Origin of the sequence: Sorangium sp. So ce124, from assembly GCF_051525235.1 — a bacterium.
Lineage (GTDB): Bacteria > Myxococcota_A > Polyangia > Polyangiales > Polyangiaceae > Sorangium > Sorangium atrum.
Genome location: NZ_CP150312.1, coordinates 7,354,322 through 7,367,891, shown reverse-complemented (window position 1 = coordinate 7,367,891; position 13,570 = coordinate 7,354,322). Strand labels below are relative to the sequence as shown.

Genomic DNA, 13,570 nt, shown 5'->3' with positions numbered 1-13,570 from the left:
TTCAGCCTCCGACCGTCATTGCTGGCCCAGGACGGCCCACCCGCTCCACGTCGTCTGCACGCCTGCGCGGAGCTCCTGCGTTGCGCCCTGGTCCATCCATCGCACGCTGGCCCATCCCACGTCTTTGGCGAGCCCCTGGTCCAAGGTGTAGATGGCCTTCGCGGAGCCGTCGGGCTTCGGAGCGACCTTGTAGGTCGCGAGCGGTACGCCCCTCGTCGAGTAGAGCGTCATCGAGACGTTGGGCATCGACTCCCTCTGAGCGATGAACAGGTACAGCGTCCGAGTGCTCAGGACGTACGCCGCGCACGCGCCGCACTGAGGATCTGCCGGTTGCATGGGCTCGTCCTTGATCCGGCGTTGCGGCCGCGGCCGCGCACCGGATGACAGCGCCTGCGCCGCCTGGCCGGTCTCCATGGCCGACTCGACAGGCGTGGCATCCATCGATGGACCGCACGCGGTGAGGACAAGGGCGCTCAGACCAAGAATCGAGGTACGCATCGTTCAGATCCTCCGTATGCCGTTTCCGGGGTCGATCTTCTCTTCGCCGTCGCCTTCCGGCCTCTGACAGACAGAGCTCGATCCCTCGCCCGATCTGTCAGGGGACGAGCGCCCGGAAGCTCGCCCAGTCGCTCGACGGATCCGCGCGCAGCGCCGCGAGGGTCGCCTCGCGGAGCTGCTCGCCCGGCTCTCCTCGCTCGCCGGCGTAGAGCGCGGCCATCACCCGCTCTGCCAGCGCGTCGTCGACCGGGCGCGTCGCCGCGATCACCGAGCGCGCGCCGGCGATCAGCAGCGCCTGCGCCAGGCCGAGCCCGAGCCCCCGCGCCCCGGACGCGGCCTCCGTGCGCGCCGTGTCGCAGCCGGACAGGACCGCCCGCGCGGGCGCCCGGCGCAGCGCCAGGAGGTCGCCCACGGCGAGCTCGCTCCCGCCGGAGAGCGCGAGGCTGCTGTCCCAGCCGTCGAGGCCCCCGAAGACGCCGTGGCCCGCGTAGTGGAAGAGCGCGAGCCCGGGCTCCTCCAGCGCGTCGGCCACCGCTCGGCGCGTGGCGAGCCCGCCCGACAGCCGCTCGACGCGCAGCCCCTTCCCGGAGAGCGCCGCCGCGACAGCGTCCGCCTCGCGGCGCGCGGCCGGCAGATCGCGCCGCGGATCCGCGACGACGAGCGCGCGCTCCGGCGCTTGCCCCGCGCCGGCGCCCTCCGCGGGCCGCGCGCCGCGCCGGGGGAGATCCAGGCCATACGTCACCGGCATGCGCGCGACGAGCGGCGCGCCGTCCCAGGGCAGGGCGTGGAAGTCGACGCGAGCGAGCTCGCCATGGGCGGCGACGCGGAGTCGCGTCGCGGCGCGCAGCTGCGCATCGAACGGCGCGAGCAGCCGCGGGGCCAGCGCCGCGGCCGGGGCGGAGGCGTCGAGCGCCGGCAGCCGCTGGGCCACGACGCCGTCGCGGGTGATTGCGAAGCCGGCCCATCCTTCGGGGATCGGATGGAGCACGAGCATCAGCTCGCCCTCTTCCAGCGCCGGCGCCGCCTCGACCTCCACCGCCGCGGGCTCCCCCTGTCGCACAAGGAGCAGCGCCTCCTCCAGCCGCGCGCGGATCGCCCGCCCGCGCGACGCCCGGGCCACCCGGACCGCCTCGAGCTCGTCGGACGAGAGCCGCCAGTCGTCGCGCCCCTCCTCGTCGAAGGCCGCCCGCGCGTCGTGGTATGCCGCGAGGGCGCGCTCCCAGCGCGCCCGCTCCTCGCCGCCGAGCGCCTCGATGCGGTCGATCCAGCGGAGCGTCGCGAGCGCCCGCGCGCGCGACCGCCGGGCGGCGCGCACGGCGCGGCGCGGATCGCGCCGGAGCAGGAGGTCGACGAGCCGCCGCGCGCTCTCCTCGAGGCGGCCGAGGTAACCGCCCCGGCCCTGCCCGAGGGGCACGAGCGCGCCGAGATCGCCCCGCAGCTCCTCCGCTTGCTCGTAGGCCAGGGCGGCCGCGTCGAGCCGCCCCATCGCCTCGAGCGCCCGCCCGCGGCCGAGCGCCGCGCGGTAGCGGCCTTCCGGCAGCTCGCTCGCGTCCGCGAGCCGCGCGAGCCGGCCGTAGATCTGGAGCGCTCTCGCGGGATCGCCGCTGCCCAGCGCGACGCGCCCCTCGATCTCGAGCCAGTACATCGCCACGCCGGCGTCGGGGCGCGCGTCCGTGCGCCGGGCCTCGTCGAGGAGGGCGCGCGCCGCGTCCGCCTGGCCGGCTTCCAGCTTGGCGAGGGCCAGGTTCGTCAGCGCGTTCGCGCGCTTCGCCGGCTTCGGGCACGCGGCCCCGTACAGCTCGAGCGCGGCCGTGAGCGGCGATTCGGCGTCCGCGAGGGCTCGAGGCCGCTCGGCGCCCGCACGCGGCTCGCTGGACCCGCCGCTCGCCCACGCGACCTGCAGGGCGTTCCAGCCGAGGTCGTTCAGCAGGGAGGCTCGCTCGCACGGGGCCCTCCCGGCGGGGGAGGACGCCTGCACGTCGCGCAGCAGCGCCCGCGCCTCCAGCGGTCGCCCCAGGGTCTGGAGCACGTCGGCGCGCTCCTGGAGCACGTGCAGCCGGTGGTCGCTCAGGCCGAGGCGCTCCGCGCCCGCCGCCGACGCGTCCAGCTGCCGGAGCGCCGCGCGCAGATCGCCCGCCTCGGACGAGAGCAGCGCCGCGTAGTACGGCTTCACCGCGCGCCCCTCGGGGTAGCTCGCCTCGAGCGGCCCGAGCGCGTCGAGCGCCGCCCGCGCCTCCGCGAACCTGCGCCCGTTGAAGAGGAGCGCGTACGAGAGCGCGAAGCGGTCGAGGAACTCGTCGGAGATCCGCCCCGCCTCCCGGTGCGCCCGGATCGACGCCTCGAAGCTCGCGATCGCCTCCGGGATCCTGCCGCGCGCGAGGTCCACGCGCGCGCGCTTGCCGATCGCCAGGGCCTGCACGGCGGGGTCCGCGTCGGACGCCAGCGCGTCGAGCGCCGAGGACGCCGCGTCGAGATCGCCGCGCCGGCGCAGCGCCTCGGCCTCCTTCAGCCGGGGCGCGTCGACGGCCGGGCGGAGCTCCAGGCGGAACGACGCGCGCCCGCCGCCCCGCTCGGCGGTCACGGAGAGGGCGTGGGCGCCCTCGGCGACGGGGACGCGCGCCAGCACGCCTCCCTGGACGCGCGCTCCATCGAGCGAGGCGAGCGGGGCGTCCGCGACGACGGCCGCGTCGACGGCGATCGCGACGCGGGCGTCCGCGGGGGCCTTCACCCAGATGCGGAGGGTCCGGTCGTCCGGCAGCGCGCAGGCGGGGCCGGCGTGCACGGCGCTGCAGCCGGCGAACTCCACCTCGAGGGGCGGCGCGGGCGCCGCGGCGGTCGCCGGGGCCACGGACGCCCCCGAGGTCGCCGGGGTTGAGGTCCCCGTCGGGCGTCGCGCGTCGCATCCCGGCGCCAGCGCCGCCGCGCCGAGGATCGCTGCGCCCAGCGCGGGCCGGAGCGCTCGCCAGCGCGTCACGGGTCCTTGGAGGGCGCTGCGGGTCGGGCGGTGGGGAGGGGGAGCGGCGCTGCGCGCGGCAGGAGGAGCACTTTGAAGCGTAAGATTCGGAATGGTTTATCTTTTTTCTCAGACGGCCGTGGGTCCCGGACCTCGGCTGCGCTGTCTGGCAGCGCCGCTGGCCGTCCGATCGCGATCGCGATCTCCCACTCGCCCTCGGGCACTCCGGGGAAGAGCGTCTCCGTGTCGCCCTCGATGCGGGCCGCGCCCTGCTCCGAGAGGTCGGCGTGCACGTCCCAGGGGCGCGCCGTTTCGCCCTGGATCAGGAAGGCGCGCACCGCGACGGGGCCGTCGACCCGGGTTGCGGGCCGCAGGGTGATCTCGAGCCTCGATCCGGGCCCGAGCCGCGCGGTCGCGTCGGCGCCGCTGGAGGCGGAGCGCTCGCTGACCTCGCCGCCGGCGAGCGTCATGGCGTAGGCGGGCACCGGGAGCATGGCCACCGCGCCCGGATCGTCGAGCAGGCCGCGCGGGTGATGTTTGTCGCCCTCCAGCGAGAGCCGCACGACGAGGACCGCTGCGGCGGCCGCGGCCAGGGCCGTCGCTGCGGTCCGCCAGGGCGCCCTGCCCGGCTTTCGCGGGAGCGGGAGCACCTCGCCGCCGCGCGCCGCCGCCGTGTGCTGTCCCGGAGGTGGCGGGCCTGCCGCCTCCGCGCTTGCCGCCGCGGTGCCAGCCGCCGCGGCGGCGCCTGCCGTCCCCGCGCCTGTCGCCGCGGCGGCGCCCGCCGTCTCCGCGTCAGTCGCCGCGGCGCCTGCCGTCTCCGCGCCTCGCTCGCCCGCGCTCGCCTGCAGGCCGGTCAGGATCCGGTCCGCGATCCGCGCTCGCGCCTCGCCGTCCAGCGGGCGTGACGCCTCCCACGCCTCGCGGTCCTCCGGGGTGCGCTGCGCCTCCGCCTCCAGCGCATCGCGCTCGCCGGCCGCGAGCGTCCCCAGCGCCCTCGCTGACCAGCGCGGATCGCTCGCCCGGTCCTGCTCGCGCGCGACGCGCGCCAGCGCCTTCAGCAGATCGTCGTCGTTCATCGTCCCCCTCCGGGGCTCGCAGCGCTCTTCATCGTCCCCCTCCCGGGCTCGCGGCGCTCGGCGAGGCGCCGTGCCCTCTCGGCTCCGCCTCGGCCGCGAGCTCCGCGGCGATCTGCCGGACGAGCCGGGCGATGCGGCTCCGCCACGCGTACACGGCGTCCGCGGTCATGCCGGTGATGGTGCAGGCTTCCTCGGTGGATCGCTCGTCGACGAGCAGCAGATAGAAGAGCTCCACCCCGCGCTCGCTCAGGCGATCGCGGAGCTTCCTGGCGATCGCCGCGAGCAGCTCGCGCGAGATCGCCGCGGGCTCCGGCGACACGGAGGCGCCGTCCACGCGCTCGAGCGCGTCGTCCTCGGTGGGCTGCTCGGTCCAGGGGTTCCGGCGGCGGCTGCGCAGGATCGAGCACGCCTCACGCTCCGCCACGAGCCCCACGAAGCTCGCGAGCGGCAGCCCCCGGCCGGCGTCCCACTGGCGCAGCGTGCGCCCGCGGTCCGCGAAGAGCGCGAGGAACACGCTCTGGGTCAGGTCCTCGACCTCCTGCCGGACGTCGCGGTGCCCCGCCGCGCGCCGCCGGCGGAGCAGCGGCCGCATCACCCGCTCCTGGATGGTGGGCGTCAGCAGATCGACGAGCGCCCTCACCGCGGCCGGCTCCCCGGCCACGGCCCGCGCGATGAGCGCGGCCTCCGGGCCCGGGGCGGCGGCGCCCGCCGATCCCCGCCGCGCGTCCTCATCGATCGTCCGCGGCTGCGCGGGCAAGGGAAAGCTCGGGGCCATCAGGGCACGGATAAACGCGCGCCACACGCCCGTCAATCCGGCCACGTCTTCGCCGCGCCGGCTGTCATCCGGGTTCGAAATCCAATCGATGCCGTGGCGGCGGCCGGGGGGCGCGGCATGGAGCTCGCCCTGAACGGCACGAACCTCCTGGGCCTTCAGTAGTACGACGCGGAGCCGGAGCCGGCCTATTGGCCGGCTGCCGGAGCGGGGTGCAGGTTCGTTGGATACCGGCTCAGCCGCCGGTTCAGCGCGAGGCTGCTGCCGTCTGCTTGTTCGGGCGTCAACCGATCTCGCGGTAGTCGAACCAATCGAAGTCGGCGTGCAGGCGTGTTCCGGCCAGGTCCTGGCACGCCATCCCGACGAAATTGCCCGTGAACCCACAGGGCACCGCGTGCTCGTCCGACAGGATCGACGCGTCGTGCTCCCACCCCACCGCGTGGAAGGTGACGCCATCCCGGGAGTAGAAGAACGATATCCGATCGTCCTTGATCTCGAGCCGCAGGAAGATGTTCTCGGCCCCGTCCAGCACGTACTCCTTCTCGATCGGGAACGTCAGGTTCCCCCGCTCGCACTTCATGAGCGCCAGGGCCTTCTCGGCGTGGTCCGCCCGTGAGACGTAGAGATAGTAGAACGAGTCCGTGCTGTAGAACGCAACGATGCCCGCCATCTGCTGGAAGTGCTGAGGGGCGAACTGCATGCACGTCGTCGCTTGCACATGTTTGGCCTGCTGGCGCCGCGCGACGAGGCTCTGCTCGAAATTCGAGGTGATGCTCTCGCGTCCGATCAGGCGCAGGTACCCGGGTCGGGCGGCGAGGCTGCTCACGTCGGCCGGCAGCACGCGCGGCGACTGCCACTCGATGCCCAGCGTCGGCTTGTCGAAATCGTCGCGCTCGGGCGTCTTCGGCCATTCGTGGCGAGCCAGGTTCGGCCCCTCGTAAACGTCCAGCGGAACCTGCCCGCCCGAAGTCAGCCGCGGCCACCCCTCGACCCACGTGATCCCCTGCAGCGCCGTCTCACGCCCCAGCGTCGATCGGCCATTCTGCAACGGGCGACGGCACAGGTGCGCGAACGCCCACGAGCCGTCCTTGTTCTCCACGAAGCTACCGTGGCCGGCGCTCTGGAGCCGCACATCGGGGCGGGACGCGCTGGAGATGAGCGGATTGTTCGGCATGACCTCGTAGGGGCCGTGAATCGAGCGAGAGCGGGCCACCGTCGCGGCGTGCGTGATGAACGTGCCCCCCTCGGCGGTCAGCAGGTAGTAGTAGCCATCTCGCTTGTAGAGGTGCGGCCCTTCCACGAGCCCGAGCGCGGTGCCTCGGAAGATGTTCTCCACCGGCCCCACGAGCTTCTTCTCCTTGGGGCTGTACTCCTGGAGCAAGATCCCACCGAACGGGTTGTTGCCCGGCCGGTGATCCCACACCATGTTCACGAGCCACTTGCGGCCGTCGTCGTCGTGGAACAGCGAAGGATCGAACCCCGAGCCGTTCAGGTAGATGGGCTCCGACCACGGACCGGTGATGGAAGGCGCGGTGACCAGGTAGTTGTATACGTCCTTGAACGCCCCCGCCCAGCGTCGCGAGTTGGTGTAAATGAGGTGAAACAAGCCGTCTGCGTAGGTCAGGCACGGCGCCCAGATCCCGCCGGAATTCGGGTTGCCGCGCATGTCCAGCTGCGAGTACCGCTCCAGCGGCCGCGCGACCACCCGCCAGTTGACGAGGTCTTTCGAATGGGAGATCTGGACGCCCGGGAACCACTCGAACGTCGAGGTCGCGATGTAGTAGTCGTCCCCCACGCGCACGATCGACGGATCGGGGTTGAACCCTCTCAGTGCCGGATTTTCAACCTTGCTCATTCACTCACCTTGATTGTCTCGTTGTGTTCCAGCGCAGCCAGTCCTGCTTCCAGCGCTCGACGGATACGCTCGGCATCGTGGGGACGCGCCCCGCCCATGCCCCACCGCTCGCGCGTCGGCGTGAGGCACCGGAGGTGCGTGGCCACAGGCAGCTCGGGGTGCAGCGCGAGCTCGGGATGCGGCGTGGGGGGAGAAGGCATCATAGGGGAACGTGGCGTCTGCAACGTCGCCCCTGCTGGTTCCCGCATCTGCGGTCCGTGGCCGCGCAGCGGGACCCGCCGGAGGAGCTCCGCCGTCGGCGCGCGAGGGTAGCACCGTGCGCGCCCACGTCCAGACGCTTCGTCCTGCTGCGCGGGCGCCTCCGGTGGGGTCGAGCGCGTTGAGCGCGTCGAGCGACCGCGCGCCAGCTCACTCCGCTGCCGTCGCGAGCTGCGCCGCGTCCGCCGGCCGCGCGCGGTTCCACGCGGACGCGACGGCGGCGAGCGACGCCATGTCGGCGTCCCCGTGCGTCCCCGCCCCGAAGCTGCGCTTGCGCCCGACCGAGATGGCCACATACGCCGCCGTCTCGTCGCCGGCGCTCCTCGGGAGCGCGTGCGCCGCGTGCTCGTCCACCGCGATCGCGATCCCCGCGTGGCGCGAGAGCGCGCTCGCGAACGCCTCGACCGGGCTGCCGCCGGCGGCGCTCAGCGCGTGGGCGACGCCCCGGATCTGCACATGGAACTCGTGTCGTTCGTCTGCGCCCTGGCCGACGCGCCGGTGCCGGGTGACGCGGAGCGGCCCCGCGCGGTTCACGTACTCCCGCTCGAAGATCGCCAGGATCTCGGCCTTCTGCACCTCGCCCTCGGTCCGCTCCGCCCTGCGCTGCACGGCCTGGCTCACCTCGACGGCGAGCCCCCTCGGCAGCGTGTAGCCGTGGTCGTGCTCGAGCACGTAGGCCACGCCGCCCTTGCCCGACTGGCTGTTCACGCGGATCACCGCCTCGTAGCTGCGCCCGACGTCCTGCGGATCGATGGGCAGGTACGGCACCTCCCAGAGCGGGCTCCCGCCCTCGCGCAGCGCCTTGAACCCCTTCTTGATCGCGTCCTGGTGCGACCCGGAGAAGGCGGTGTACACGAGCTCGCCGACGTACGGGTGGCGCGGGTGGACCGGCAGGCGGTTGCAGTGCTCGACCGTCTCCTTGATCGACTGGACATCATGGATCTCGAGCTCGGGATCCACGCCCTGGGACATCAGGTTGAGCGCCAGCGTCACGACGTCGACGTTGCCCGTGCGCTCGCCGTTGCCGAACAGCGTGCCCTCGACGCGATCGGCGCCCGCCATCACGGCCAGCTCCGCCGCGGCCACGGCGGTGCCGCGGTCGTTGTGCGGGTGCACGCTCAGCACGATGCTGTCGCGCTGCTTCAGGTTCCTGTGCATCCACTCGATCTGATCCGCGTAGACGTTGGGCGTCGACATCTCGACGGTGGCGGGCAGGTTCAGGATGATCTTCCGTGATGGGGTGGGCTCCCAGACGTCCATCACGGCCTCGCAGATCTCCTTCGCGAAATCGAGCTCGGTGCCCGTGAAGCTCTCGGGGGAGTACTCCAGCGCGACCTCGGTCTCGGGCAACCGCGCCGCGAGCTCCTTCACCAGCCGGGCCCCCCGCACGGCGATCTCGGCGATGCCCGCGCGATCCAGGCCGAACACCACGCGCCGCTGGAGCGTGGAGGTGGAGTTGTAGAGGTGGACGATGGCGCGGCGCGCCCCGCGGATGGCCTCGAACGTGCGCTCGATCAGCTCGGCGCGCGCCTGGGTGAGCACCTGGATCGTCACGTCGTCAGGGATGAGCCCTTGATCGATGATCCAGCGCACGAAGTCGAAGTCGGGCTGAGACGCGCTGGGGAAGCCCACCTCGATCTCCTTGAACCCCATGCGCAGCAGCTCGTGCCACATACGGAGCTTGCGCTCGAGGCCCATGGGCTCGACCAGGGCCTGGTTGCCGTCGCGCAGGTCCACGCTGCACCAGCGCGGCGCTCTCTCGATCACGCGGCCGGGCCAGCGGCGATCGGGCAGATGGATGGGCTGAAAGGGCTTGTACTTGTGGACAGGCATCGTGGACATGACAGGACTCCCTGAAAGCTAGCGATGGGAGTCGTCACGACACGACGACGATGCGGGGGACCCCCATCGGGACCAAGAAAACCGAGGGGGCCGTACTGCGAGGAGCGACGTCGTCAGCAGCGCGCGCAAAGGCCCCCGGGCCGTAGGCCTAGGCAGGGGCGTAGGGAGCGCGCGCGAGGGACGGACATCGAGGTGCAGCCTAGCGAACATTCGCGCGCCTGTCCAGCATCGCGGTGGGTGTGGCGTTCAACACCGCCGGCGCGACGCTCGGCGCCTGCTCGGACCTGACCCGTCTCGTGTAGGCTCGTCTGTCGGGCGCTGCCGGCGCGAGGTCACGGAGCATGCGAGAGCGGGGGGGCTGAAATGTGGAATCGACGATCGGTTGAACGATGGTCGCTCGCCGTGGCGAGCGGGCTTGTTGCCTCCTTCTCTGGCGCGGAGCACGCACGGGCGGACGACGGGGAACCGCCTGCTCCGCCGCTGGTGCAGGGACAACCCCCGCTCACGCCACGGCAGCCGCTGCCCGCGGATATCCGGGGCGGCCACGGCGCCCCGCCCGCGGGCCCGAAGGTGCTCCCCTGGAGGGAGGGCGAGCCGGTGCTGCCCGGCTATCACCCGGAGACGCGCGTCCGGAAGGGGCTCGTGATCAGCGGCGCGATCGTCTTCGGAACCGTCTACCTGTTCACCGCGATCGGCGGCGGCGACGCGGTGTACCGCGGATCCCCGGGGTATGCGGCGCTGTTCGTGCCGTGCGCGGGCCCCTTCCTCACGCTGGCCACGACCCGGCAGGACGACCTCGAGACCATGGCGCTCGTCCTCGACGGGCTCGTCCAGATCACGGGAGCCGCCCTGCTCGTCCCGGGTCTCCTCGTGCCGCGAAGCGTGCTGGTCCGCGATGACGTCAGCCAGCCGTTCGTGCTCCCGGCGCCGGTGGCGCTCGGCCCGAGCAGCGCCGGGCTCGGCCTCGTCGGTCGATTTTGATCGCGCGACCTTCCCTATTCCGCTCGACCGTGACAGCGGCGGATCTGTAGCCCCTTGCCGTCGTCAGGGGTGCGCGTGGCAGGCGCCCGACGCCTTCCCGAACACCGCGTTGAACTTGGAGCCGCCGCTGTACACCTGCACGCTTTGCAGCTTGTAGCCGAGCGAGGCCTCCTGGGCGGCGTACACCGGGTATACGAGGGTCGACGTGTCGACGTACGCGTGCGGCGCGCAGCCCGCGGCGGGGACCGCGAGCATGCTGAACTTCGCCGGGCTCCACGTGGTGTCGGCGACCACCTGGCCGACCTGCAGGCCCGCGGGGATGCCCGCGATGTCGCTCTGGACCAGCGCCGCCGACCGGCCGTACGTCAGCCAGTTCGATGTGCTCGCGCTCGTCGTGAACAGCACGGCATAGTACTGCACGCCGGCCACGCGGTACGGGAAGAAGTCGCCGATGCCATAGCCGCCGTTGACGACATAGACGTTGTACAGGCTGTCGAGCTGGGCCTGGGTGAGCTGGTGCCAGAACGCCGTCTGCTCGCCGGACTGCCTGGGCGTGGCGGTGAAGTCGTAGACGGGGTTTCCGCTGCCGTCGATCCGGATCCGGGTCTCGCGCGGCACCCACGCCTCGTTCGCGCCGTCGTTCTCGGCGATCTTGGAGCCGCCGACGCCGACCTGCAGGAAAAAGCCGGTCGTCGAGTACTGGTAGGAGCCCGTCACCTTGAAGCCGCCCTCGTTGTAGAAGCTGAGCGTCGCCGGGGCATAGCCCATCCCGCTCAGGTAATCGGGGTAGTCGGTGAACGGCTTCCAGCCGAGGTCGTGGAAGTCGGGCAGGAACGGCGCGAACAGCCGCGAGTAGTACGTCGGCTGATCGGTCTCCGTGAGAGGATCCTCGACATAGCAGCTGTTGGCCTTCTGGTACGCGCCGAAGGCGTCCACTTCTACAGCGATCTTGTCGTTCGGCGCCGTGGTGCCCTTGGGGACGGCGATGTAGACGTGCAAGTGCATGTTGCCCCAGTCGGCCGAGGAGACGCCGTTCGCGTCCAGGGTGTCCATGACCGTCATGCTGCTCCCCGCCCGCGCGATCTTGGTCCCCCGCTTGACGAGCTGGCCGGGCTTCACCGGGATCGTGTCCGACTCCTTGCCCCACCATTTCGCCAGGGGAGACTTGTTCGCGGCCAGCTGATAGCGCTGGCACGCCACCGAGGCGCCGCAGCTGATGTTCTTCACGGCGTTTGCGTCGTTCGTCGCTCCGTTCCGCAGGTGCATGTAAAGCGAGTAGATCTTCTTCCCGTTCTCGCCCGTGTGCTCGAGGATGACGGTGTTGCCGCCGCCGCCGGGAGGTCCGTCGAAGTACACGCCGATGACCTTGCCGTCCGCCACGGCCAGGACATCGAAGCTCGGATCCTCCGAGCCCGAGGCGGCGCGCCCGATGTCCAGGCCCCGGTGGCTGCCGCCGCCGCCGTAGATCCAGCCCTGCCCCAGGCTGACCTGGTTCCCTGTGCTCTGGGGCCCGTAGGGCAGGCTCATGGGCAGCGGCGCGCGCACGTTGCGCAGGAACGTCTCCCGGGCCGCGGCGTCGGGGAACGCCGTGGCCGGCCCCTGGATGTTCGTCAGCAGCCGGTTCAAGAGGTCGGTCTTGGTGGCCGAGCTCGGCATGGCTTGGATGCTGTCCGTCCACTCCTGGAGCTCGGCGTTCGCTCCGCTCGTATTCAGGTCTTCGCCGAGGTTGGTGTTCGGCGTCCCGCAGGCCAGGGCGGCGTCGTTCACACGGTAGGCTTCACTCACGCTCTCGACGCTCTCCGTCGTGGGCTCGTCATAGGCGCAGCCCGAGAGGATCGTCGTCGCGGTGAGGATTCGATAGAAGAGGGGGCGCGTGTTCATGCCGTGGGCGCATTGCACCTCACGTGCCGCCGCCTCGCTCCCACGCCTCTCCGCGCAGCGCGCGCGCCGGATGCCCCCGCAGGGCAGCCCCTGGAGGCTGCTGCCTTCAGCCCCTGGAGGCTGCGGCCTACGCCCCTGCCGGCGCGCGCCTCTTGCCGTGGAATCCGACGATCTTCGACCTGGTTGCCGTTCTACTCGAACTCGGGGATGAGCTTGCCGATCTGGCGGATGCTGCTCATGACCTGCTCGTGCGTCAGGCGCCCGACCTGCTGGAAGCTCAGCAGGCGATCGATGCCGAGGTCCTGGTAGAACTTTATCTTCTGCCGGCACGTCTCCGGGCTGCCGACGATGAGCGAGTTCTGCTCCTTCAGGGCGTCGAACACCTCCTCGTTCGGGACGTCTTCGTTCTGCATGATGCGGGCGAGGACCGCGTTGGCCTTGGTCTCGGCCGGCGTCTTCCCCGCGCGGTCGCGCAGGAGCTGGCCCACGAGGCCGCCGCCCGCCGGGTCCTTGGCCAGCGCCTGCTCCTCGGCGTGGGTCCGCAGGAAGTGCTCCTTCGCCTCGAAGAACGTGAAGGACCCGTTCGTGTACCACGCGGCCGCGGAGGCGGCGCCGTTCTCCATGGCCTGCTGGTCCGTCTCGGCACAGTGAGCGAACGTGAAGAACCCGACCTGGTTGTTGATGAAGGCGCCCACGGGCCGCTCGCACCGGCGGATGGCCTCGCGGTAGATGCCGATCCACTCCTTCACCTGGTCGGGCGGCGCCCACAGCGTGACGCCGAGCGCGCCGACCCCGTTGCGCCCGGCCTGCTCGAACGAGGCCAGGCTCGAGCAGGCCTGCCAGAGGGGCGGGTGGGGCTTCTGGTACGGCTTCGGGATGATGGGAACGTTGTTGATCTCGGCGTCCTCGCTCTTCCAGGAGAACCGCTCCTGCGTCCACATCTTCGGGATCATCTCGAACGCCTGCTGCATCTGATCGCGCGTCCGGTCCGGTGGGATGTTGAACGTGCGCCACTCCGGGATGGTCGAGCGGGCCAGGCCGAGCTCCAGGCGCCCGCCGCTCAGGTGATCGAGCATCGCCGCGCGCTCGGCGACGCGGATGGGGTGGTTGAACCGGAACGGCGACAGCACCGAGGCGTGCCCGAGCCGCATCGACGTCGTGTGCTGCGAGATCGCCGCGAGCATCACCTCCGGCGCCGACGAGTAGCTGAACTCCTCGGCCGTATGGTGCTCGACCTGCCACCAGCAGCCGTACCCGAGCCGATCGGCGAGCTTCGCCTGCTCGAGGGTGTTCATGATGATCCGGTGCTCGTGATCCTCCGACCACGGACGGGGACTCTGCATCTCTGTGAACAGGTCGATCTTCATTACTTCCTCCCTCGCGAGTGCCGCGCGCCAAGCATCGATCCGTCGCGTACAAAACGGCAATGTGTGGTTTGCCGCACACCGATGTAC

At 71.7% G+C, this 13,570-nt stretch carries 9 protein-coding genes; 1 reads left to right on the top strand and 8 read right to left on the bottom strand.

The window, feature by feature from the left end:
* Positions 1-15: 15 nt before the first annotated feature.
* From WMF19_RS27635 to leuA, 6 genes are all read right to left on the bottom strand, one after another.
* Entirely contained in the window at positions 16-498 is a 483-nt protein-coding gene (locus WMF19_RS27635; RefSeq protein WP_437893095.1) for a hypothetical protein, read from the bottom strand.
* 97 nt (positions 499-595) lie between these two features.
* The gene (locus tag WMF19_RS27630; protein WP_437893094.1) at positions 596-3,472 is read right to left on the bottom strand and encodes a CHAT domain-containing protein; all 2,877 of its coding nucleotides are present in this window, start codon (positions 3,470-3,472) and stop codon (positions 596-598) included.
* Positions 3,469-4,527, bottom strand: a complete 1,059-nt coding sequence (locus WMF19_RS27625) for a hypothetical protein (RefSeq protein ID WP_437893093.1) — start codon at positions 4,525-4,527, stop codon at positions 3,469-3,471. The genes WMF19_RS27630 and WMF19_RS27625 overlap by 4 nt, the downstream gene beginning before the upstream one ends.
* Before the next feature lie 28 nt (positions 4,528-4,555).
* Positions 4,556-5,302, bottom strand: coding sequence for an RNA polymerase sigma factor (locus WMF19_RS27620; RefSeq protein WP_437893092.1), 747 nt, complete (start codon positions 5,300-5,302; stop codon positions 4,556-4,558).
* A 280-nt stretch (positions 5,303-5,582) separates the two neighbouring features.
* On the bottom strand, positions 5,583-7,154 hold the full coding sequence (locus WMF19_RS27615; protein ID WP_437893091.1) for a glycoside hydrolase family 43 protein: 1,572 nt from the start codon (positions 7,152-7,154) through the stop codon (positions 5,583-5,585).
* A gap of 408 nt (positions 7,155-7,562) precedes the next feature.
* Positions 7,563-9,254, bottom strand: coding sequence for a 2-isopropylmalate synthase (gene leuA, locus WMF19_RS27610; RefSeq protein ID WP_437893090.1), 1,692 nt, complete (start codon positions 9,252-9,254; stop codon positions 7,563-7,565).
* A gap of 402 nt (positions 9,255-9,656) precedes the next feature.
* Between leuA and WMF19_RS27605 the strand changes: the two genes are divergently transcribed.
* Entirely contained in the window at positions 9,657-10,235 is a 579-nt protein-coding gene (locus WMF19_RS27605; protein WP_437893089.1) for a hypothetical protein, read from the top strand.
* A gap of 63 nt (positions 10,236-10,298) precedes the next feature.
* Here the strand turns inward: WMF19_RS27605 and WMF19_RS27600 are convergent, their stop codons facing one another.
* The gene (locus WMF19_RS27600) at positions 10,299-12,116 is read right to left on the bottom strand and encodes a M23 family metallopeptidase (protein ID WP_437893088.1); all 1,818 of its coding nucleotides are present in this window, start codon (positions 12,114-12,116) and stop codon (positions 10,299-10,301) included.
* Positions 12,117-12,307: 191 nt separating this feature from the next.
* Positions 12,308-13,483, bottom strand: a complete 1,176-nt coding sequence (locus tag WMF19_RS27595; protein WP_437893087.1) for an LLM class flavin-dependent oxidoreductase — start codon at positions 13,481-13,483, stop codon at positions 12,308-12,310.
* Positions 13,484-13,570 lie beyond the last annotated feature (87 nt).